We start from the raw sequence: 22908 nt of genomic DNA on the forward strand, positions 1-22908 counted from the left end.
TATCCACGATCAGTGCTCTATATACCTAGCCGCTATCCACTTAAATATAAACAGTAATGCTTATCCGAATAGCATTATTCTGTAATAGAAGGTTTTTTATTTTTAGTTCCGTTTTAAAGGCTGTAACCTTTGGCTTTGGCTTTGGCTTTGGTGGCGTGGGGATTAGCCGTCAATTCAAATGCTTTTTTATAAAAAATAACTTTAAACCAGCTAGAAGCCCATAGTGTCTAAATTTAATGCATCTTGTTGGATGGGGGAGACATCATCCTCAATCATGCACAACAATTTACAGCGCGTGAGGTGTTTGTCACTTATCCTTAATGGGGTGAGCATGACACATTTGCAGTCTATGAGATTTATCAATAAGGTGCTTGATATAGGTTATTTTCCTGTCATTTAAATGAAACTAATGCCGCTTAATTGTAAGTGAATCATGCTATTTTTTTATGCTTTATAGCGCATGTGAATAATCAGAATTGGAGTAACAATAGGCTAACTGATGGATAAAAAAGATTTAAAATTATTAGATATTTTGCAAAAACAAGGCCGTATTTCCATTGCTGATCTCGCAGACAAAATGAACATGTCTGATACACCCTGTTTACGCAGGGTGAAAAAGCTTGAGCAGGATAAGGTGATAACTGGGTATCAAGCACAGTTAGATCCGCAAAAGCTGGATCTGAATGTGAGTGCTTTTTTGTATATTCGCCTCAACGATTGCTCAAGCAGTTTTACCGATAGATTTGAGCAAGAGATGATCAAACTAGACCATATTATGGAGTGTGTGGTGGTGTCTGGTGAGTATGATTATATGCTAAAAATTGTTGCGACGGACTTACTCAGTTTAGAGCGTTTGGTGAAACAGAATATCAGTAATTTAGATAATGTCGCGCAAGTGAGCTCTACGGTGGTATTAAAACCCGTATTTAGCCGTACGACGTTACCATTAGAATAACCTTTCACAATATTCAAAGATGCGGCTAAAAAATATCAGCAATCATTTTCTGATGGCTGAGCCGTATTATTTTCTCGCACAAAAAAGCCGCCATGTTATTTAAGACATCAGGCGGCTTTTTGTACTGGGTGAGCGTTGACGTTAAGCGCCTGCTTCCATGGATGCAATGAATTTATTCGATTCAGCAATCGACTTATTCATTTCTTTTATTAAGCTGGAAATGTCGGTTTGTAAGTTGCTAAATTCCCCTTTAATGGCACCAATAGCCTGCGCATTAAGGTTATGTTTTAGATACAACATATTATCTTTCATCGCGGTTAAAATCGGCGGCATTTTGGCTTCAGCGCGACGCATGCTTTTAACTAAAGATTGATAAGAACGCTGGGTTTCTTTTAACTTTGTTGTGCTATTACGACGTAAACTGGCTTTGCTAATTTCATCGATTTCAGACTGCCATTCTTCAAATAAGGCTTCAGCCACATCTTCTACTTTGTTAATGCGATTGCTGACATCATCAGCTGCTGATTGCGCTGACTCGTATTCATCTTTAGCTTTGTTGAAGGCCTTCTCTAAATCGCCACCATCAAATGCCAGTAATGCCTGCATTTCTTCTAATGCTGAGCTAAATTGTTGCTGGGCTTCTTCCTGTGACTCTTTAGCGTCTTGAACTCGGTCAACCATGATGTCGCGTTTGTGATAACCCACTTTTTCCATTGCACCATAATAGGCACTTTGGCATCCGCTTAACGATAACGTGCTGATAGCAAGAGTGGCAGCAAGGCCAATTTTAATAAAATTAAATGTATTCATTTTGTGAGTCTCATTTAAGTGTTAAGCGGGAGATTTAAATTTTGCCGCGTCGATAATGCTCCATAGGTGAAAAATAGCACCAATGATGGGAGGGATAATTAACACCCAAAAGAAATAGCACACGCCAACAATACAAAAGAAAGCGATAGCGGCCAAAATACGACCTTGTAATAATTGCCCAAGACCTGGGAAAAATAAGCTAGCGACAGCGGCTAATACGTTGCCAGCCGATCCTTGTTGCGACATAAATTCGTTCCTTTGGTTTATATTTGATTTGTTATAACATTGTACGAAGTTGAAATGTGATTACAATGAATATCTTACCTATCGTTTGTGAATAAGGATTTTTATGGCCAGTCGTAGCATTATGCCATCCCTCAAAGGTTTTTTTGTTGGGACTTGGAAGTTCTTATTACATTTAAAGCAACGGCTTAACGAAGACCAAATCAATATACGTGCTGGGCACTTAACCTATGTCACCTTATTATCATTAGTCCCTATGGTTGCCGTGACCATGTCTATGTTGTCTGCTTTTCCTGTGTTTAAAGGGATTAGAGGGCACATTGAAAGCTTCATTTATGAAAACTTTCTACCAGCAGCTGGGGACACAGTGCAGGTGTATATCAATGAGTTTGTCAGTAATGCTTCAAAGGGTACGTTTGTTGGTATTGTGGCTTTGGTATTTGTGGCGATTATGCTGATTTCCGCTATTGATAAAGCGCTAAATAGTATCTGGCGTGTGACTGAAAAGCGCTCTTATGTGGTGTCGTTTTCGATGTACTGGATGGTGCTAACCTTAGGTCCTGTACTTATAGGCGCAAGTATTTTGGCGTCGTCTTATGTGTTGTCGTTACAACTACTAACAGATACTGAGCTATCAGGCATATTACCCTGGATAATGTCGCGTTTGCCTATGATGTTTTCGGTAGCGTCAATTTTGTTGTTATATATGATTGTACCGAATAAAAAAGTGCGCTTTTGGCATGCGCTATTAGGTGCAATCGTAGCGGCTTTGTTATTTGAAGCGGGTAAAAGAGGTTTTGCTTTTTATGTCACCCAGTTCCCTAGTTATGAAGCGATTTACGGTGCCTTAGCTGTCATTCCCATTTTATTTGTATGGGTATATTTATCTTGGGTGATTGTACTTTTAGGTGCGGTCATCACGGCTTCGTTACCAGAATATTTAGATCAACATGTTGCCGAACTATTGCATAAAATTAGAATGGAAGCTGGACATGATACGCCGCAAAAACCACCTTTAGGAACCATAGTGACACAAGCGGATCATGAAGCCCCACAGCAAGCGCCGACAGCTGAGGCTGTCGTCTCTGCTGAGCCAGTAAAAGATCAAGTTAAGCCTATTGAGTCGCTATCTTGAGTTTAATGTTTATCCGTCATGTTATGGTAGAGGTTGCTAATGGCATTGCGTTGTCAGTGTCGCAATACGGGCGAGTAGGGGCCAAACCTGTGTTGTATTTACATGGCGGGCCAGGTGCAGGTTGCCATGCCAGTGATGTGACATTATTTGAACATCTCGACTTACATATTTTTTTTATTGACCAAAGAGGCTGTGGCCGCTCACTGGGTGCTGATCTTGCCGATAATACCTTGCCAGAATTAGTCGAAGATATTGAACGCGTAAGACAATACTTTGCGATTGAACAATGGGCGATTGTCGGCGGCTCATATGGCGCCACTTTAGGATGGTTATACAGTGGGCTGTACCCTAACAGGGTTAGTGAACAGGTTTATTGGGGAATGTTCTTAGCCAATGAGGCTGCTTGTGATTGGTTGTATGGTCCTAAAGGTGCGGCGGTGTTTTTTCCTGACGATTACCATGACTTTCAACTCGCTGCAAAGACTGGTGCTATTTTATCTGAGCCTATGTCTACTGAAGATATATTACTTGGATACTCGCAGCGCTTTAACGCAGATAACCCACATCGGCAGCTAGCGGCATCATCCTGGAATCAATGGGAACAAAAGCTCGCTTCACCGAATCAAATTACCCTAGTGGATTCGTCTTCAGCATCGGTTACCTTGGCCGTCATTGAGCACCATCATGCCATACATCATTACTTTTCAGCCGCTGATTTATTTCAACAGATTAACGGTAAAATTATTGCTAAAACCCATTTGATTCAAGGTGAGTTAGATTGGGTGTGTCCAGCTCATCTACTGCATGATTTTTTACAGCAATCGCAACATCATCATCTTATGGTTGAGGAAGTTAAATCGGGATATCACAGTTTAAATGATGCTAAGATGTTAATCCGTGTAATGCAAAGTATAGCGAATATAAGTTAAGGAAAAAAATGAGAAAATTATTACTGTTAAGTGGTTTGTTAGTGCTTTCAGCTTGTAGTGCAACCGGAACAGAAACCAAGCCTGCGGTAGATAATGCCGTCCCTAGCACGGTCGATATGTCAGCTATGACCAATGAGCAAGCAGCCGAAACATTATATACTTCATTGATTAAAGCTAACTATTTGGTCACCAAAGTCGGGCCTTCTCGTGTGGCGGTGCAGTTGGGTGACCATCAATTTGTGTTGCAACCTAGCATGAATGCTGACGGAATTGACCGTATTTTAGCCAATCGTTTTTATGCGGTTCATCCTCAGTTACAGGGCAGTAAAGAATTGTTAGTGATGATTGGTCAACTCAATCAAAAGTTAAATTTTGCGAAGTTTTTCATTCGTGAAAATGGCGCCGTTATTCAGGTACAAAGCAGTGCGACTTTCGTGAATGTGATGAGCCTTGAAGAAATTCGTCGTTTCTTAATTTGGACCGATGAAGGCTTACGTCAGGTAGGCACTTCTATGCCTGAGGGTACAGAAAAGCTGATTAAAGCGATACCGGTTATGCAACATCCTCAAGGGGTTTAGTGTCAAGATGATCGGCTTAATACAACGTGTTAAACAGGCAAAAGTGACCGTGGCGGATGAAACAACGGGTGAAATCAATCAAGGGCTATTGGTTTTACTCGGTGTAGAACGTGAAGATGACATTGAAAAAATGCAAAAGTTAGCCAATAAAATCATTAAATATCGTGTGTTTAGTGATAATGATGGCAAGATGAACCTCAATGTGTCGCAGGTAGGTGGCAAATTATTGGTGGTATCACAGTTCACTTTAGCCGCCGATACGGGGAGAGGATTGCGCCCAAGCTTTTCAGGTGCAGCCACACCTGAGCAAGCCAATACCTTGTATGAAGCCTTTGTGGCTTATTGTCGCGAACTTGGTGTAGAAACCCAAACAGGGCGTTTTGGCGCGGATATGCAAGTGTCATTAATTAATGATGGCCCAGTAACATTTAATTTGCAGGTCTAACCATGAAAATGCATCAAGCGTTAATTGACCAACTTGTTGCGACCTGGCATCAAACCATTCCACTTAGTCAGTTTATGCAAGTTAATGTGGTATCGTTTGCCGTAAAAAACGATACCAATATTAATGCTTCAACCCCATCTTTGGATGCGGTATTCAACCCACATCAATTGATAACGACCGCACCACTATCACCCAATATTAACCTGCATAACACCATGTTTGCTGGGAGTATTTACACCCTAATGACATTAACAGGGTGGGGGATGGTGTGGTTACAGCAAAAACTTGCGGCGGTTAACGGTGATATTGTGTTGGCTGATGCACAAATAAAATATCATGCCCCAGTGCGTACTCAACCGACTGCAAAAGTCATCTGGCCCGATGTGGCATTAACGCCACTATTGCAGGGGCGGCGTGTTAAAGCCGAGTTGACAGTTGAGCTATGGTGCGATGAGCTGCTATGTGCCAGCTTTAAAGGCTTATACGTGTCGTTACCTGTGCAAGTTAAATAATCTCAGCCTGAGGTTAAGTGGTTATGCATTCGATTTTGTCGAACCTTTGTGTCGATTTATTCCGCTATTATTCCATTTATTAGTAGGTAAACTGTGTTCATGCCATAAAATCCGCTATTAAATGTGGTTGGGCAATGCTGATAACGTTTTACCAAGCTAAGGAATAATTATGAAAAAAGTATTAATGTTGAAATCGAGTATTTTAGGCGAACATTCACAATCATCAGCATTGTTAGATGATCTGGCGATGTTATGGAAAGACAAGGGCGCACAGATCACGACGCGTGATTTAGCTGCTGACCCTATTCCCTTACTCGATGGCGAATTAGCCAATGGTTTACGCGGTGGAGATGGGCTAAATGATCGTCAAAAGGCTGCATTATCCCTATCAGACAAACTTGTTGCTGAGCTAAAAGAAAACGACACGATTGTACTAGCTGCGCCTATGTACAACTTTATGATCCCCACTCAGCTAAAAGCCTGGATTGATTTTATTGCACGTGCAGGGGTAACTTTTACCTATACAGATAAAGGTCCAGAAGGGTTATTAAACGGTAAAAAAGCCGTCATTGTGACTTCTCGTGGCGGAATGCATAAAGATGCCGGTAGCGATCACTTAGTGCCTTATTTAACCACCGTATTGGCTTTTATTGGCATCAAAGATGTTGAAGTGATTTACGCTGAAGGCTTAAATATGGGGCCAGACTATGCAACAACCGCGATGGCAAATGCTAAACAAGCTTTGGGTCAACTGGCATAGTTACTTGTTCTCATCTTGAGTTTAGGTCCAAGTAACAACACTTATCAAAGCGCTTTTTTTAATAAGCTGTCGTGGGTTAGTTTACCTTTGATGACGTTGGTGCACGAATGGCTTTTTTAACAAAATGACCCGTTTGATTTGACACAACAATATATGATTTATGCGTATAAATTTGTTCAATGTTTTATTGGGTGCTGCAGTCACCCCCTTTAATTAATTGATTACTTTAGCTTATTAATGCCTACCTTTGACTATAATCGAAGGTTGGCGTTTTTTTACGTAATTAATTTCCTTTGTTTGCAGTAATTAATCCATATTAAACAGTTTGTTCCATATAACGGTGTTGCACGTACTTACAATAAGTCAGTCACTGGTGTTTATCAGCATATTAATACTGTCACTCTGTTGTCAGAGCAAATCGCTAAACTGGCCATAGGCGTAAATGAAATGAAGCAGATAACCCAAGAGTATCAAACTAAAGCCGCTACTTATCAGGTGTAATATCGATTAAGCAGGCAGGTTAAGTCAGTTAAATGGGGGTAACAGTATTTTACATGGTTAATTACGCTGCTTATTGTCCAAGCTGACGTTGAATAATAACATGCGCCCGCTAAAAATTTAGCGGGCGCATTTTTATGGTATCAGTGGCAATTAATCACAGTTTAATAATACGTTTTGATATATTTAGTGGCGTATTTTCGCAGTTTTTTCTCTGGTGCGGTTTCTGCAATGTTGACGATTACAGGTTTAAACTTTTCATTAGCCGATGATGCTAACGCTTTGGCTATCCATGCATAAGTATCTATCGATAATTTGTCATGTTTGAGTAAATCTAAACTGGTAAGTTGGTTGGCTAATTTTTCTAGTAGAAATTCGTCATAAACACGTTTATCTGCAATGTGTTTGGCTGCCATTCGTTTGAGCTCTAAATCACTGCTTGCTAATGCATTGGCGAGTACGTTTAACGGTTGGGATTGTTTGGCATCATATTGGCTTTTGTCATTGAGAATTGGGTTCCAAATGGCAAACTTGTCAATATTGCTAAGTCCTTCTTGGGCGTATTTACGCAGTTTTTTATGGTAATCCCCATTTACAATGGCTTGCAGGCTAGCGCGATATTTTTCATTGCCAGAATAGCCTAATCCTTTAGCTAACCATGAAGAGTATTCTATAGGATGTTTTTGGGTTGCAAGGGGTAAACTGGCGTTGAGTTTGGCTTCAACAATATCAAATAAACTGGGGTCATTGAGACCGGATAGAACCAGAGATTCAACCGCTGACTGTTGTTTAAATTGCTTATCACCTTGAAAAATTTGTTGATAATCTTCCAGTGTATAATCGTCGGCAAACGCAAAGGGGGCCAGTAGGCAGCTTGAAATTAACAGCCTTAATGCAATTTTCTTCATTTCATATCCTTATGGGGTGGTTAGCTAGCGAATTAATACCAGCGTTTAAAAATTAATGAGGTATTAATGCCGCCAAATGCGAAGTTATTACTCATTACATAATCTGTTTCCAGCGTTCTGATGTCACCACAAATATAATCTAACGGGGCGCATTCAGGGTCTAATTCGGTGAGATTCAACGTCGGCGCAAACCAACTTTCATTCATCATTTGAATACTGGTCCAAGCCTCTAATGCGCCACAGGCTCCGAGCGTATGGCCGGTGTAACTTTTTAGTGATGAAATTGGCATCTTGCTGCCAAAAACGGCATGGGTTGCGGTGGTTTCAGCAATGTCACCCCTGTCTGTTGCGGTGCCGTGTGCATTCACATAGCCAATGTCAGCGGCATGCAGTTGAGCATCTTTTAGGGCTAAGCGAATAGCAATTTCCATTGTTTGTGCATTGGGTTGGGTAACATGTAAACCATCCGAATTTGTGCCAAACCCGACCAACTCAGCATAGATTTTAGCGCCACGTGCTTTAGCGTGCTCTAACTCTTCCAGTATTAAGGTACACGCACCTTCACCTATGACTAAGCCATCACGATGTTTATCAAATGGGCTTGGTGTTAAGGCGGGCGTGTCATTTTGAGTACTGGTGGCAAATAAGGTGTCAAATACCACCGCTTCCGTAGGGCAAAGCTCTTCTCCTCCACCGGCTAACATTACCGTTTGATGACCATATTTTATCGCTTCATAGGCATAACCAATACCTTGACTGGCTGAGGTACAAGCACTACTTGTGGTATGAATTCGGCCTTTAAGGCCAAAAAACACCCCGATATTTACCGCTGTGGTATGTGCCATCATGCGGATATAACTTGTCGCTGTAAGGCCTGTCATACTGCCTGTTTTTAGCATATCGCCAAAGCCCATGATGGGATCTGTGCTGCCTGTAGATGAGCCATAAGCAACGCCAGTGTCACCTGAAGTCAAAATAGGATGCTCTAATAGGTTTGCATCCTCTAACGCTAATTCACTGGCGCGAGTGGCCATTAGGGACACGCGACCCATTGAGCGAATTTTCTTACGAGAATAATGACTAGGTACCACAAAGTCTGTAACTGGTGCGGCTAGACGCGTATTCAAGTCTGGGTATCGGTCCCATTCATCCATCCGCACAACGCAGTTTTTTTGTGCCAACAGGCTGGCTTTAATGCTTTGCCAGTTATGGCCTAAGGCTGAAATTCCACCTATCCCTGTTACCACCACTCTGCGACTCATATCATACCCCCATTAACAGAAATCACCTGACGAGTAATATAAGCGGCGTCGTCTGACAGTAAAAATAGTGCTAGGCCTGCAATTTCAGAGGGCTTACCCATACGTTTCATCGGCACGATTTGATCGACCATTTCTTTGGGGAAGTCATGGACCATGTCAGTTTCAATTAGGCCGGGTGCGATACAATTTACGGTGATTTTTCGCTTTGCTAATTCTAAAGATAAAGCCTTGGTTGCACCAATAACCCCTGCTTTAGAGGCGCTGTAATTCACCTGTCCGCGGTTACCTGCGATACCCGAAACTGATGCTAGAGTAATAATGCGACCGCCTTTGCGGCTTTGTACCATGGGCATTACCGTTGGGTGGATCACGTTATAAAACCCATCTAAGTTAGTATGAATGACGCTATCCCATTCCTGTTCAGTCATCGCTGGAAAGGCGGTATCGCGGGTAATTCCGGCATTTAAAATCACACCATAATAGGCACCATGTTCAGCTATATCTTGCTCAATAGCTTGCTTAACACCAGCGCGATCGGCAACATCAAATTGCAATAAGCTGACATTAATGCCACATGTGACTAATTCTGCCTGGGTGTCAGTCGCGGCTTGAAGATTGCTGTGAAAATGCAGGGCAATGTCATAGCCAGCAGCGGCAAGCTTAAGGGCAATGGCTTTACCTATGCCACGGCTTGAACCCGTGATTAAAACTCTTTTATTCAATGTGGTTCTCCAAAACATTAAGCGCTATAACTGTCGTTGACATACGCTAGGCTATCGGCAGGTTGAAAGACATTCACGTTGGCTTGCGCCATTAATGTATCTTGATGAAATATCTGACAATCAAATACCGCTAAGCCAGAATCTTCTTGATATAAGCGAGTCACGTGAGTGTGGTAGGTTTGTCCAAGGGCAAATAAGTGCTGATGCATTTGCAGCTTACGGCTGCCCAATAAAAAACCCACTTTAATAGGCTGCCCTTGCAGTATTGCCTCAACCCCAGCGAGAGCTGCAATGCTTTGAGCCATATATTCAATGCCAACGTAATTGGGCACCCCTTGCAGTATTTCGTCAAAGTAAGCACTTTGCGGGCTAATTTGCGTTTGGGTGATCAAACTATCTGGCTGATGACTGACAATGTGGTCAATCAAAATCATAGGGGCACGGTGCGGGATAAAATCGCTGATAGGACGTGCCAATAAGTCAGGTGTCGCGGTTGTCATGAACTCTGGCCCTGTATAGTTTGTCTAGCAAAAATAACACTGGCATTACTGCCGCCAAATGCAAATGAATTACTCATTACATAATCCAGTCTTTTGGCAGTTTGCCCCTGAGCCACTAAAGGTAGGCTGGGATCATTAGGATCAACTTGTCCATCCCATAATTGTGGTGGCAAGGCTTGATGAATATTGAGTTCACTTAATATTAAATAACAAAATGCCGCTTCAATCGCCCCTGCAGCACCAAGTAGGTGACCAACCAAAGGTTTGGTGGAGCTGCAAGGCGGGATCGTATCCTTAAAGAGTGTCGCTACTGCGCGCGATTCCATCGCATCATTTTTAGGGGTCGCGGTACCGTGCAGATTAATATAATCGATGTCGTTTATGCTGATATTGGCATCTGCAAGCGCTTGCTGCATTGCCGTAATGGCTCCGCTGCCCTGCGGGTGGGGCGCTGAAACATGATGAGCATCAGCAGACTCGCCTACGCCAACAAGCAGGACTTGCGCAGGTGTTTTTTCAAGGGTAAAAAGCACAGCGCCTTCACCGATATTTATGCCATCTCGATTAACACTGAATGGATTACATTGTCCTGCAGAGACAGATTCTAATGCGCCGAACCCGTTTAAGGTGAGTTGGCACAAGCTGTCTGCTCCGCCAACAATCACCATATCGCAAAGGTTGGCTTGTAATAAACGTTTGGCTGCCGCAAAAACTTTAGCACTGGAAGAACAGGCTGTGGATATGGTGTAACAAGGGCCTTGTAACTCAAACAATTGTTGTAAATAAAAGCTAGTGCTGCCTAATTCCTGTTGCGAATAATGATAATCAGGCGGAAAACAGCCATGTTCAGCACGATACCTTAATGCCGTTTCTCCCTTTGAAATACCTGAAGTACTTGAGCCTAAAATCACCCCTATTCGCTGGGCACCGTAACGCTGCTTTGCACTTTGTACCTGATCCTTAATTTGCATGGCGGCGGTATGAAGTAATCGGTTGTTACGACAGGCAAACTCTTGTAAATGTTCTGGAATACTCAGCAGATCATTGTTGTTTACCACGCCAACTAATGTCGATTTATCAAATAATAAATCGTCACGCCATTGCATTGCGCTGGTATCGCCCTGCAATAATCTGGTTAACACGGACTCTGCGCTATTTCCTAGCGGAGTACACAATCCTATGTGTGTGATGCCTATACCTGTCATGTTGTTATCTTCAGCGTTGTTTATATCTATTGGCGATTTAATTAGGGGCGTTTATTGTAACGCTTGAATCATAATCTGCACATCGGCTTGTATGATGTGAATATCGATGGCCGCTTGCCATGGCACAATTTGGCTATACTCGGCGTTCAACACTACGTCATTATTATCTGCGGTGAGTTGACGGCATAATACCAACTGACAAGGATGCTGCTGCCAGCTACCCGCCGATAAATGTTGATTGATCACATCGGTTGGCCAGTACACTAACTGCAAAATGGCCATTAGGTATTCTGCTTTAAAATCCTTGCCGAGCAAATTGCTTTGCTGACTAATTAAGCGATGACCATCGTAGACAATTGTGAACAGTGGTTGACCCAAAGGAGCTAAACCTACCAGTGTCATGGTGTTTTTATCTATCTGTAATTCAGTTATTAATTGATGTGTTTGACCATCATGGCTAAATTGCACCGTTTGGCTATGTGCGCCCTGTTCAACTTGCTCGTTTATCGGCGCTAAGCAATAGCTCAGCGCTTCAGACAAGGCGACACAGGTTTGTCGCTGAAATTGCTGGCTGCAACCGCTTAGCAACAATGCACATAGCAGTAATCCGCACAATAGTGGTAAGCGGTAATGAGTCTTTATCATCAATTTGTTATTCAATCTTCGGTTGATATCGGGGGTTATAGAACCCTGATCCAATGACATTTAGCTTGGCACATCAGTGATACCAATTATGCAGCGGTTTCGCGACATAAGGCAACGATAGTATTTAAGCGTCGCTCAGATTCAGCCACAAACGGATTGCTAGCGTCCCAAGCATAGCCAGCTAAAATTGAACAGATCATCTGTTTGATTTTGGGGTTGCCATGCTGGTAAAAAATCACGTCTTGGAAGCGGCCGTCATACCAAGCTTGAACATAGGTTCTAAAAGTATTCACCCCTTTCATCAAAGGTTCTGCATAGTCCTGCTGCCAATCTACTGCTTCACCATCTAACTGTTTTAATAAGCTTTCAACGGCCATAGCGGCAGACTGCATTGCAATGGTCACGCCTGAAGAAAATACTGGGTCCAAAAATTCACCGGCATTACCAAGGAGGGCAAATTTGGTAGTAGCAAGTGTGCTGACATTGGCGGAATAGCCTTTTAAAGTGGCGCACTCCTGAACAATGTTAGCATTCGTCAGTAAACGTTTCAGGCCGGGCTCTTCATTCACAATAGAGAATAATTGCTGTTCTAAAGTGCCTTGAAGATGTTGCAGTAAATGCGGTTCACCGACCACACCAATAGAACAACGATTATTGCTGAATGGGATCAGCCAGTACCAGATATCTTTATGTTGTGGGTGCACACTGATCAGGATTTTGTTTCGGTCGAATGTGGGATCATCAATATTATCTTCAATATGGGTAAAGATGGCGCTGCGTGAAGGTAAATTTGAGGGTTTTTCAAGATTCAGTAAACGCGGTAAAACGCGACCAAAGCCACTGGCATCTAAAATAAATTTGGCATTAACCTGATAGGCGGCGCCATTATCATCGGTAACCTGTAATACGGGATCAGCATGCAAATCGACTTGCGTCACCGTATGACCGTAATGAATATTTACGCCTTGTTTTACGGCTGTATCTGCCAGAATTTTATCAAATTGTCCGCGCTGGACTTGAAATGTCGTGCCAGGACCTGCTGTAAATTTGTCGGTAAAGTTGAAAGTGGTGTATTGATCCTGATAACGAAATGCCGCCCCGTTTTTAAACTGGAATCCAGCATCTTTAACCGCATCTATCATTCCTGCTTGTTCGATAAATTGCATGCAACAAGGCAATAAGCTTTCACCAATCGAAAATCGTGGGAAATACTGCTTTTCTAACACTAACACTTTTTTACCTTGCTGATGTAGCAGGCTGGCCGCAATAGCACCAGAAGGGCCCGCGCCAATAATGGCAACATCAACGTCCAAGTTGTTGATTGAGTTTAACGATTCGCTGTGCATGTTAACGCATTTTCCTTGTTATCAATGTCATAAAGGGGGCAAGTAAAAAGGCATAGCCGATCCCAAGTAATAGGGTTAAGCCAAAAAAATGGATGGCGTTGGTTTGGCTAAAGGCTAATAAACCAAAGGCAAGTAACGTTGAGCAAGCCGACATAAATATCGCCATCATCACACCTTGGCTAGTGTGTTTCGCTTCGGCAAAAAACAAGCTGTAGTCTATGCCAATCCCTAGCACTAATATGAGAGCCAGTGCATGAAATAGGCTAAAAGGGGAGCCCAAAAGCCCTAAACTGCTTAATGTTAAAATGATCGCCAGTGTTGGTACTCCGATAACGGCCAAAGCTAATTTAATCGGGTATTTGATACAAAATATGATACAAGCAATGACCAACACGCCCAATAGCAGCAGCATGGTAAATTGGCGATATTGGCCCATTAAATTGGAAATGTCGCCCACTTTATCTACCAGTTTAACCTTGGCATCGCTAAGCTGGGTGTGATTAATGCGCGTTGTTAATTCATCTAGTTTGTTGATTCCGGTTAATAGCACGATCGCCCCAACGCTTCCTTTGTTAGTTGGCGTCAGCCATAAGTCTTTTAATGCGCTGTCACCAAGTGCGAGTAACGCATTTGGGGTTAAATTGGCGGGTTGCGCTTCTAAGTAAGCCGTCAATAGTGACTGATTTAATAAGCCTGTATCATCATTTAATCCTAACTGATCAATAATATGGGGTAAGTTTTGCTGATAAATCAGTCCTTGTAATTGATAGTTTTGTTGTTGCTGTGAAAAGCTTGGTAGTAGAGTCGCTAGGCTAAAGAAATGATTTAGCTCACCTTGGTTAACAGCCAAGTCTAAAGTGGGTGTCAGTTGATGCAAAGCTTCTAAAAGAGAGGTTTCATTTTCAGCACTGACTAAAATAAACTGATTATCTGTGCCGCCACTAAGCCAATGTCTGAGTTGGTTTTCTTCATCAGTGATCTGCTGTGGACTTTGTTGTAAATAGCGTATGTCATCGTTATGTTGTAACTGTAAAAGCCCAGCAAAACACACTAATCCTATGATACAAAACACCACTCGATTGATGACAGGTTTAGCGGATATCTTTATCACTAAATGTAAATAATATTGTGCCCAGTTTAAGGCATTTGAAGGCTTTAAGGGCTTGTTTGCCAGCAGTGGAAATGCCAACACTAAGGTAATGTAAGCGCCGAATAACCCTGAGGCACAAAATACCGCCACTTGTTGCATGCCAGGAAACGGCGTAAAGCCAATACCGATAAAGGCCAGCGAGCTAGTGGCTAATGCAAGCGTCATCGCAGGCAGAATATTGTCGATGACCTGTTGGGCATTTTGTTGTGGCTGGCTGAGTTTCTCACAGTAAAAATGAAAACTGTAATCGATGGCAATACCAATAAGGCTGGTGCCGAACACTAGCGTAAGTAGATGTAATTCATTGAATAAACTTAGCGTGGTGACTAACGCCAACAGTAACCCACTCGATAAAGTGAGCAAGGCTAAATGCAGTGGCATTAGGGTGCGAAATCCAAGCCAGACCAGGAGCACCACGCCAATAAGCGATAAGCCGCCAATAAAGGTAATTTCCTGTTTGGCAGATGAGGTAGCCGCTTGAGCGTGGAACAGCGCACCCGCTTTTAAAATTTGCACATCTACTCCGGCAACGGCAGCAAAGGCATGATTGAGGACTGCTAACTGTTGCTGCTGTGCATTGGGATTAAATGCACTTTGTGCCCCTTTAGCGATAACAATTGCGGCGGTCTGATTAGCTTGCTGATTAAATAAAATACCCTGTTCCTGACTGAGTGACGATGAGGCTGTTAATGCCAGCATGTTATCGCTAAACAGCAGTAAAGGGTCCTGACTTATCAACTGGCTATTGGCGAAGCCAAATGCACTGTAAAGTTGTTGCTGCGCTTTAGCAATTAACCCATCGAGTTGCCTAGTGGTAAGTGCATGTTGCTGGTCTGCAGTGAGTAGTTTAAAGCGATGGTCAAAATACCATTTACCTAAAGCATTGATATCGCTATCACTGGCGCTGGTCACCTGGCTAAAGGCTTGTTGAGGGTCTTGTTTAAGCTGGTGAATCAGTGTTTTTGCTGCGTTAATCGCGGTCTGTTTTTGCGAAGAAACAATAGCAATATAAACCTGATTCGCTAAACGATTCTCCACTTGTTGAAGTGCTTTATGGGTTAATTCATCCTGTTGTAAATGTGGCAGCATTGCCAATATGTCACTTTGAACTTTTGCACCTGATTGCCATAAATTTACGCCATACACCACTACACTGCTAATTAGCAGGCACCATATAGCAAAACGCCATTTGGCTGAAAAAAGGTGAGTTTTTACTGGTTTGGCACTCATTGTTGCGTTGTCACAGGGCTGGCGTTTTCTGCGGTTGTTGGCGATGCGTTGACATTTACCATATCGAACCAGGCGGCATTTTCTCCGCTTAATGGCAGATGATTAACCTGGTTGAATTGTATGTCGGTGATATCGAGACGATCAGCTTGCTGAGCTGAAGCTTGATTTAACATCACAATACGATTGATTTGCTGTTGTCCTTGAATGATGAGTTTACCTAACGCTTGTTGTAAACGAGGGTCTTTTGCGAGCAAGCCTAAGGTCCATAATGGGGTGCTATTGGCATCGGATGCAAGATAAAACATCGAAAAATCACCTTGTAAGGCCATTAAATCACCGCTGAGTAAATGTTGCATTAACAGTGGAATTTGCTGCATCAGTGGATTAGCTGATTGTGCACTTTTGGCGGCAGTGTGTTGAACGTTACCCTGGCTATCTATGGTGGTTAGCTGTTGCTTGTGCATCACCATGGTGGTGATAAAAGGGGCTTGTTGATGCCAAACCATACCTAAATTGGGATTAAATGCAAATGTCCCATGGCTGCTCAATGGTTTTTTTAATACCGCTAAATGACGGGTTTGTTCAAACAAGCCTTGGGTATTTTCGTGTGTTAAAGACACCTGATTAGCCAGTTGCTGTAAATCTTGTTCACTGGCGGGACGATCAAATACACTTGCTAAATCAGCAAGGGGAGACAAAAGTGCATCCTTTGGTTTTTGCTCGGTTTGCGCATGAGTCATGTCAGCAGCCTGTGATGGCGTCAATTGGGTAATCAATAGCAACAAAAACACGGCAATTAGGCCACATTGCATTATAACAATGAGCTTGTTAATCCAGCGTACCACGCGGTTTGGCTTATTCATTAGCGCTTAGCCAGGGCTTGATTTTGGCTTGAAAGATGTCAGGGGTGATGAAGCACAGTTCTTCGGTAGTCATATCAACGGCCGCTTGAATAGTATAGCCCTTAGTAATGCGTTGCCCTGTGTGGGTATCAATAATTTGATAATTGATTTTCAAGCGATTTTCCCACTCAATAATAGCGGCTTTAACGGTAATGAGTTGATCAAAACTGCTGCTTTTAACATATTTAACCTGTAGGTCTACTACTGGCCAGGCAAACCCAGACGCTTGCATTTGACGGTAGTTATAATCAAGTTTATCTAATAGCTTACAACGCGCCACTTCAAAGTAGCGCAGGTAGTTACCGTGCCAAGTGATGCCCATAGAATCCACATCGTGGAAAGGGATTACCATGTCCATTTCAATACTGAGTATGCCTTTCATTAGCAGACCTCCCATTCACCTTGTTGTATTTTAGCGACGGTTTGACGCAGTACTGCTTCTAATGGGCGATCTTCAACAAGTAACTCAAAGTCTTCACTGACCTGAGCAAGGGTTTTTGCTAGTGAAGGCGTTAGGCTATTAATGTCTAACTCATTCTGGCTAATGCGTAATTGGATCCCCTGACTCATGGCCAATAATGCCGCGGCCGCAACCTGTTCCGTAAGCTGCAATATGCGCATACAATCACGGGCTGCAATAGTGCCCATACTCACTTTGTCTTGGTTATGACACTCTGTTGAGCGAGAAAACACACTGGCAGGCATAGTGTTTTTTAGGGCTTCAGCGGTCCAGGCTGATACGCCAATTTGTACGGCTTTAAAACCATGATTGATGGCGCGGCGTTCGCCGGTAGCCGCCGACAGATTAGCCGGCAAGCCGTTATTAAATTTGGTGTCCATCACCAATGCCATCTGGCGATCAATTAAATCGGCAATATTGGCAATAGTGTTTTTCATCGAGTCCATCACAAAGGCAATATGACCACCATAAAAATGGCCGCCGTGCAGAATATGTTCGCCTTCGGCATCAACAATTGGGTTATCGTTGGCACTGTTTAACTCAGTTTCAATAAACTGACGCATAAAAGGTAATGCATCTTGCAGAACCCCAATGATATGCGGTGCGCAGCGAATAGAATAACGGTCTTGCAGGCGGTCTGAGTTTCGTGGATGAGTATGATGGTTTAAATCTTCGCGTATCCAGCTGGCAACCTGACTTTGACCTGGGTGTGGTTTAGCGGCAAACAGAATTTCATCAAAATGGTTTGAGTTACCTTTTAATGTTAATGAAGCCATTGCCGTAATACGGCTAGATAAACGTGATAAATATTGAGCGCGATCATATGCCAAGCAGGCTAAAGCGGTCATCACTGCAGTGCCGTTCATTAAGGCTAAACCTTCTTTGGGGCGAAGTTTTAGCGGGGTTATCCCCAAAGCCTGATAAACCACGCTTGTCGGTTGGCGTTGGCCTTGATACACCACATCTCGCTCACCAATTAATACTGCAGCAAGATAAGATAATGGCGTTAAATCACCGCTAGCACCGACAGAGCCTTCTTCTGGGATGACTGGAGTAATATCATTATTCAGTAACCACTCGATACGTTGCAGTAAAGCATAACTAACACCTGATTTTCCTACAGCCAATGAATTCAAGCGACATGCCATTACAGCACGAGCTTGAACAGGGCTAAATACATCACCTAAGCCACAACCATGAAAACGGGATAAATGCAGCGGTAATTCGTGCACCAATTCTAAGCTGACATTGACAGTGCAAGAGTCGCCATAACCTGTGGTAACACCGTAAACCACACCTTCTTCATGCAATAGGCTATCAATAAAGTGGGCGCCTTTCTCAATGTAGTGTTGATATTCGGGGCTGTCATTCAATTTGACCTTAGCCCCTTTCGCAATGGCAACCACTTGCTCAATAGTGAGTTGGCCTTGATAAAAATCCACATGACCTAAATTAATAGTGGCTGGCTGCGAAATCGAGTGCGTCATCGAGTTATTGTTCCTGCTTAGATTGGACAGATTGGCGTATGCTTTTGTTATCGTCACGCCAAAAATCATAAAAATTAAACCATTGTAATGGGGCAAGTTGTGCAAAATACGCTAAGCGTTGACTGTACTTCGTCATGGCATCTGTGAGCCTGGCTGCTCGATCTTTTCTGGGGCCTTTTAAGGTGTCGGCTAAGTGCTCAACATGCACTTGATAGCGGCCATGCTGACGAATACAGAACATTGTAAATACAGGGCAATCAAGTAGACTTGCCAAAATAAACGGCCCTTGCGGGAAGGGCGCTGGTTCACCTAAAAAGGGCAAGTTAACCACTCGTCCCTGACTGTTTGAAGACGTTCTGTCGGCGGCAATCACGACCAATTCACCTTGCTCGATTTTTTGCTGTAATAGCATGGCGGTGCTGGGGTCTAGCTCGTTAACCTGGATTAAATTTAACGTGCTTTGTGGGTTAAGCTGCTGCAATACTTTATTAAAGTTTTCAGCATGACTTGTGAGCACCATGACATTCACTTTTACTTTTTGCTGGTGGATGGATATTGCTCGGCATAATTCTAAATTACCTAAATGCGATACCAATAACACGGCACCTTTACCAGTAGCTATTTGATCTGCAAGTAAATGTCTGTCGGCAAAATCAACTTCGCTCAGTGTAATCCGGTCGCACCAAGCATCGATTCTATCTAAGGCGGCGTTACCAAAGGCGATGAAGTGTCGCAAGCTGTCTTGCCAGCTTAACTTGGCTGATAAATCCGTATGTAGTGGGTTAAGTTGCTTAACATGCTGTAAAAATTCCATCGATGCTTTACGTGCACTTCCGCCAGTTAGAAAGAAATAACCAATTACGGGGTACATAATGGCGCGGCATAACCAATGGCCACCAAATCGATAGCTTTGCGCCAGTAATTTTATGCCCCAGTAACTGCCACGTTCTTGCATCGTTGACCAGTGTTGTTGGTTATCGCGCTGCAATAGTCTTTGAGGGAGTCTTTTTAACATGCCAAAAAATAATCGCGTGTGCATCCAACTGATGCGAACGTTGTCTTGTAAGCCTTGAAAGTGACTAATGCCATTTTCAGGGTAAATCACTTTAGTGGGCAGTTGAATAATTGGCGTCTTTTGCCAATGTAACTTCACCATGACCTCGATATCGAAATCCATTCGTTCGCCAAGCGAGCAAGTTTTAAAAAGCTGCTCGGTAGCGGCAAGGGGATAAATACGAAAGCCACACATTGAATCTTGAATGTCAAAACTTAAGGTTTCAATCCACACCCAAAAATGGGTGATGTAGCGCCCGTATAAACGCCCTTTGGGCACAGATTCATCGTATTCTGGCTTACCTGAAATCAATGCTAGTGGATTTGCCTCTGCAGCCTCAATCATTAACGGAATATCCGTGAGGTTATGCTGGCCATCGGCATCCACTTGCAAAGCGTGGCTAAAGCCATCGGCAAAAGCCGCTCTTAGCCCAGTGATCACCGCAGCACCTTTGCCGCGATTAAAAGGGTGATGAATTAAAGTGACCCAAGCAAATTTGTCCGCCATGGCTTGAAGCACATAACGGGTTTCATCTTGACTACCATCGTCAATTAAATAACAGGGTAGGTTAAACTGTGCTAATGCCGCTAGGGTATTTTCAATCTCAAGATGATGATTGTAATTGGGAATAATTAATGCCAGTTTCATTGGTTGTTTCCTGAAACCTTGGGGATGCACACTATGCGCCCTGATGCATAGCGTTTATCGCCGTTGGCATACTGAAACGTGAGTCTGGCTTTATCTTTATTGTGATTAATGGTGAGTTCAACCTGACTGTCTGGCAGCAACAGTTGCTGAAACTTTAATACTTCAAGGCTAGCCACTTTGGGATCGTAGCCAAATGCCTGGCATCCTAACTGCACCGCCCAATCCAATTGTGTGACACCAGGCAATACCGCCTGCTCAGGAAAGTGGCCCTTAAAAAAGTCTAAACTGGCATCCACAAAAATATGCCATGTAATGGTGTCATCTTGTTGATGCGTGCTAATGATTTGCGGTAATACGGATTTAATCATGTTTTTTTAGTAACGAAATCAGATCGGATTGGACTCGTTTCCCTTCCGAATTTTGAGGGATGGCATCCGGATAACGCCAACGCCTTGGAAGTGTGACGCGCTCAAATTGGCTTAATAAATGCTTTTTAATGCGGTTATTTACTGCGAGTTTGCCTTCTGTTGCCAGCAATGCTTTACCTTCGTCGGTTAACGTCACAATCGCGCCTAGCATTTGGCGCGGCTTAGTAAGCATAGCGACTGCAGCATCTACCACTAAAGGATGTGAGCGTAGTAACTGTTCCATCTGCACCATGGAAATGCGCTTTTCTTCTACTTTTACAATACGGTCAAGGCGATTGAGCAGGGTAAATTGCTGCGCGTTAATTAGCTCAATGCTGTCATCACACTTATGCCATTGGTTATCTTGTTCCAAATAAGCAGATTGAATGCATAGGGCACCATCATCGGGGGCCTGTTTAATGGTCACAGGGCTGAACACTTGCCAAGGTTCATTGGCCTTGTGTTGACGTCGATAGGCAATTCCGCCGGTTTCTGTACTACCGAAAATTTCGATAGGCACTTGACGATAACATTGCTCTATATCGGTAGCTGCTTGAAAACTAAGTGGGCCACCTGAGCTAAAGATTAAGCTAGGATGGCGGTGCTGTAGCTGATTGTCTAAAGCACCTGGTAACCGAGAAAGCTGTGCAGGACTACTGATTAAACAGAGGTTTGGCATGATAGCTAAGTAGTAACTCAGGGTTTCTGGGTATTCAATTTGTTCACTCAAGAAAGGTCGATTAGCTGCAAGTGGCCATAAAATTTTGAACAACAAACCATAAATGTGTTGATGCGAAACTGTTGATACGACTGAGCAATGGGGTAATTGTTCGGCAAAAGTGCGCTCTAATGTGCTGACTTCTGCATCAAGTTGAGCAATGGTTTTTCGTACCGCTTTGGGTTCGCCGCTACTCCCCGAAGTAAATAGAATTAACTCACCTAAGTGGTCACTTTTAGGCCATTTTGCGGCTGGCGGGGTTATTTCAGTGCTGAGGGGGATAAAGGTTCTGACTTCACAAACTGGCTCGTCAGCAAGCACAGCGTCAAATTGATGGTTGAGTTCAGATATCGTACCTGCCTGAGTGTTTGCGGGCAAAATAATGGTTTTACCGGCTAATAACCCTGCGCAAAGGCCTGCAGCAAATAAATCGCTTTGCTTGGCGGCCAGGAGCCAACGTTGTGCAGGCTGTGCATGTAACTGCTGATAAAGATAAGCCACCTGAGCACAAAAGCGGTTGCTTGGCATAATATCGTGATGATTAAAACTGATTAATTGCTGAGTATTTGGCCCTTGTTTAAGCCAATTAAGTAATAAATTATCCATGTTTTTTCAACCATAAAGTACGATACAGCCATTCTCCACCCAATAAAGCACCTATCAATACATATGCGATAAGGCCGTTATATAGGGTCCATGTTTCTAAGCTTGTTGCGAGCGCAGTATAGAGCGCCATGAGTCCATTTAAGACAAAAAACAGGCACCAAATCTGGGTCACTTTGACCAGATAAGGTGTTGCTTCCTTTGGTAAATCGGGCTCTTTCAATTTAGCTAAACGCTCAATCATGCTTGGGCCATATTTCAATGAGTGGCCAAATAAAGCTAACATACTGAGGTTAATGACCACAGGATAATACAATAACCAATCATGCCGTTTAGCAATAAAGCTGGCTGCCGTTAAGGCTATCCCGACTATCAATGGTGCTAGCATAGGTTTTAATTGCTGCCGACTTAATGACAGTCGCGTGATTAATAAACCACATAACACTAGGGCAATGACGCCGCTGGGCAATAATTGCAGGCCGAAGTAGACGGCAATTGGGTATCCCATTACCGCCAATGCAGACAGCACCTGCAATATACGTTTCATTATTGTTTCATTAATCCATCAATGGCATTAACGACATCATCCACGGTACGCACTGCTTTGAATTCTTCAGGTTGAATTTTTTTACCTGTCATCTGCTGCAGTTTTATCACTAAATCCACGGCATCAATACTGTCTAAGTCCAGATCTTGGTAAAGTGAAGCCTCTAAAGTAATGTCTTCACGTTCAATTTCAAATTCATCTACTAGAATGCCACACAGCATGTCATAAATTTGTTCACGGCTTTGCATG

At 43.1% G+C, this 22908-nt stretch carries 25 protein-coding genes; 7 read left to right on the forward strand and 18 right to left on the reverse strand.

What is annotated here, in order from left to right:
• Positions 1 to 499 precede the first annotated feature (499 nt).
• On the forward strand, positions 500 to 955 hold the full coding sequence (locus ORI98_RS12810) for an Lrp/AsnC family transcriptional regulator (RefSeq protein WP_306135465.1): 456 nt from the start codon (positions 500 to 502) through the stop codon (positions 953 to 955).
• Between the two features lie 141 nt (positions 956 to 1096).
• Here the strand turns inward: ORI98_RS12810 and ORI98_RS12815 are convergent, their stop codons facing one another.
• Positions 1097 to 1765 (reverse strand): DUF2959 domain-containing protein, encoded by a 669-nt coding sequence (locus ORI98_RS12815; RefSeq protein ID WP_261297710.1) that lies wholly within the window; start codon positions 1763 to 1765, stop codon positions 1097 to 1099.
• 21 nt (positions 1766 to 1786) lie between these two features.
• The gene (locus ORI98_RS12820; protein ID WP_261297709.1) at positions 1787 to 2011 is read right to left on the reverse strand and encodes a hypothetical protein; all 225 of its coding nucleotides are present in this window, start codon (positions 2009 to 2011) and stop codon (positions 1787 to 1789) included.
• 103 nt (positions 2012 to 2114) lie between these two features.
• On the opposite strand from ORI98_RS12820, the gene ORI98_RS12825 reads away from it, so the two are divergent.
• From ORI98_RS12825 to ORI98_RS12850, 6 genes are all read left to right on the forward strand, one after another.
• Complete coding sequence (locus ORI98_RS12825) at positions 2115 to 3143, forward strand: virulence factor BrkB family protein (RefSeq protein WP_261297708.1); 1029 nt, start codon at positions 2115 to 2117, stop codon at positions 3141 to 3143.
• Between the two features lie 5 nt (positions 3144 to 3148).
• Complete coding sequence (locus tag ORI98_RS12830) at positions 3149 to 4072, forward strand: alpha/beta fold hydrolase (RefSeq protein ID WP_261297707.1); 924 nt, start codon at positions 3149 to 3151, stop codon at positions 4070 to 4072.
• Between the two features lie 8 nt (positions 4073 to 4080).
• Positions 4081 to 4650, forward strand: a complete 570-nt coding sequence (locus tag ORI98_RS12835) for a hypothetical protein (protein ID WP_306135467.1) — start codon at positions 4081 to 4083, stop codon at positions 4648 to 4650.
• A gap of 7 nt (positions 4651 to 4657) precedes the next feature.
• Positions 4658 to 5095 (forward strand): D-aminoacyl-tRNA deacylase, encoded by a 438-nt coding sequence (gene dtd / locus ORI98_RS12840; protein WP_261297705.1) that lies wholly within the window; start codon positions 4658 to 4660, stop codon positions 5093 to 5095.
• 2 nt (positions 5096 to 5097) lie between these two features.
• Complete coding sequence (locus ORI98_RS12845) at positions 5098 to 5607, forward strand: thioesterase domain-containing protein (protein WP_306135468.1); 510 nt, start codon at positions 5098 to 5100, stop codon at positions 5605 to 5607.
• A gap of 169 nt (positions 5608 to 5776) precedes the next feature.
• On the forward strand, positions 5777 to 6367 hold the full coding sequence (locus ORI98_RS12850) for an FMN-dependent NADH-azoreductase (RefSeq protein ID WP_306135469.1): 591 nt from the start codon (positions 5777 to 5779) through the stop codon (positions 6365 to 6367).
• 662 nt (positions 6368 to 7029) lie between these two features.
• On the opposite strand, the gene ORI98_RS12855 is transcribed toward ORI98_RS12850, so the two are convergent.
• From ORI98_RS12855 to ORI98_RS12930, 16 genes are all read right to left on the reverse strand, one after another.
• A complete protein-coding gene (locus ORI98_RS12855; RefSeq protein ID WP_306135470.1) occupies positions 7030 to 7773 on the reverse strand; it encodes a hypothetical protein in 744 nt (247 codons plus the stop codon).
• A 32-nt stretch (positions 7774 to 7805) separates the two neighbouring features.
• Positions 7806 to 9035 (reverse strand): beta-ketoacyl-ACP synthase, encoded by a 1230-nt coding sequence (locus ORI98_RS12860; protein ID WP_306135471.1) that lies wholly within the window; start codon positions 9033 to 9035, stop codon positions 7806 to 7808.
• A complete protein-coding gene (locus ORI98_RS12865; RefSeq protein WP_306135472.1) occupies positions 9032 to 9757 on the reverse strand; it encodes a 3-ketoacyl-ACP reductase FabG2 in 726 nt (241 codons plus the stop codon). Before ORI98_RS12865 ends, ORI98_RS12860 begins: the two co-directional genes overlap by 4 nt.
• A gap of 17 nt (positions 9758 to 9774) precedes the next feature.
• Positions 9775 to 10257 carry a hotdog family protein gene (locus tag ORI98_RS12870; protein ID WP_306135473.1) on the reverse strand — a complete coding sequence of 161 codons (483 nt, stop codon included), beginning with the start codon at positions 10255 to 10257 and terminating at the stop codon, positions 9775 to 9777.
• Positions 10254 to 11462 carry a beta-ketoacyl-[acyl-carrier-protein] synthase family protein gene (locus tag ORI98_RS12875; RefSeq protein ID WP_306135474.1) on the reverse strand — a complete coding sequence of 403 codons (1209 nt, stop codon included), beginning with the start codon at positions 11460 to 11462 and terminating at the stop codon, positions 10254 to 10256. Before ORI98_RS12875 ends, ORI98_RS12870 begins: the two co-directional genes overlap by 4 nt.
• A gap of 51 nt (positions 11463 to 11513) precedes the next feature.
• Positions 11514 to 12107: a DUF3261 domain-containing protein gene (locus ORI98_RS12880; protein ID WP_261297695.1), complete on the reverse strand. Its 594-nt coding sequence runs from the start codon at positions 12105 to 12107 to the stop codon at positions 11514 to 11516.
• A gap of 86 nt (positions 12108 to 12193) precedes the next feature.
• Positions 12194 to 13453 carry an NAD(P)/FAD-dependent oxidoreductase gene (locus ORI98_RS12885; protein ID WP_306135475.1) on the reverse strand — a complete coding sequence of 420 codons (1260 nt, stop codon included), beginning with the start codon at positions 13451 to 13453 and terminating at the stop codon, positions 12194 to 12196.
• 1 nt (position 13454) lies between these two features.
• Entirely contained in the window at positions 13455 to 15833 is a 2379-nt protein-coding gene (locus tag ORI98_RS12890) for an MMPL family transporter (RefSeq protein WP_306135476.1), read from the reverse strand.
• Positions 15830 to 16696 (reverse strand): outer membrane lipoprotein carrier protein LolA, encoded by an 867-nt coding sequence (locus ORI98_RS12895; protein ID WP_306135477.1) that lies wholly within the window; start codon positions 16694 to 16696, stop codon positions 15830 to 15832. Before ORI98_RS12895 ends, ORI98_RS12890 begins: the two co-directional genes overlap by 4 nt.
• Entirely contained in the window at positions 16689 to 17117 is a 429-nt protein-coding gene (locus tag ORI98_RS12900) for a thioesterase family protein (protein WP_306135478.1), read from the reverse strand. Before ORI98_RS12900 ends, ORI98_RS12895 begins: the two co-directional genes overlap by 8 nt.
• A complete protein-coding gene (gene hutH / locus ORI98_RS12905; protein WP_306135479.1) occupies positions 17117 to 18682 on the reverse strand; it encodes a histidine ammonia-lyase in 1566 nt (521 codons plus the stop codon). The genes ORI98_RS12900 and hutH overlap by 1 nt, the downstream gene beginning before the upstream one ends.
• 4 nt (positions 18683 to 18686) lie before the next feature.
• Positions 18687 to 20384, reverse strand: a complete 1698-nt coding sequence (locus ORI98_RS12910) for a glycosyltransferase (RefSeq protein WP_306135480.1) — start codon at positions 20382 to 20384, stop codon at positions 18687 to 18689.
• Positions 20381 to 20752 carry a thioester dehydrase gene (locus tag ORI98_RS12915; protein ID WP_261297688.1) on the reverse strand — a complete coding sequence of 124 codons (372 nt, stop codon included), beginning with the start codon at positions 20750 to 20752 and terminating at the stop codon, positions 20381 to 20383. Before ORI98_RS12915 ends, ORI98_RS12910 begins: the two co-directional genes overlap by 4 nt.
• Positions 20745 to 22115: an AMP-binding protein gene (locus tag ORI98_RS12920; protein ID WP_306135481.1), complete on the reverse strand. Its 1371-nt coding sequence runs from the start codon at positions 22113 to 22115 to the stop codon at positions 20745 to 20747. Before ORI98_RS12920 ends, ORI98_RS12915 begins: the two co-directional genes overlap by 8 nt.
• The gene (locus tag ORI98_RS12925; RefSeq protein ID WP_261297686.1) at positions 22108 to 22659 is read right to left on the reverse strand and encodes a hypothetical protein; all 552 of its coding nucleotides are present in this window, start codon (positions 22657 to 22659) and stop codon (positions 22108 to 22110) included. The genes ORI98_RS12920 and ORI98_RS12925 overlap by 8 nt, the downstream gene beginning before the upstream one ends.
• Positions 22659 to 22907, reverse strand: a complete 249-nt coding sequence (locus tag ORI98_RS12930) for an acyl carrier protein (RefSeq protein ID WP_261297685.1) — start codon at positions 22905 to 22907, stop codon at positions 22659 to 22661. Before ORI98_RS12930 ends, ORI98_RS12925 begins: the two co-directional genes overlap by 1 nt.
• Between the last annotated feature and the right edge of the window lies 1 nt (position 22908).

Source organism: Shewanella sp. ULN5 (assembly GCF_030731885.1).
In the GTDB taxonomy this organism is placed as follows: Bacteria; Pseudomonadota; Gammaproteobacteria; order Enterobacterales; family Shewanellaceae; genus Shewanella; species Shewanella holmiensis.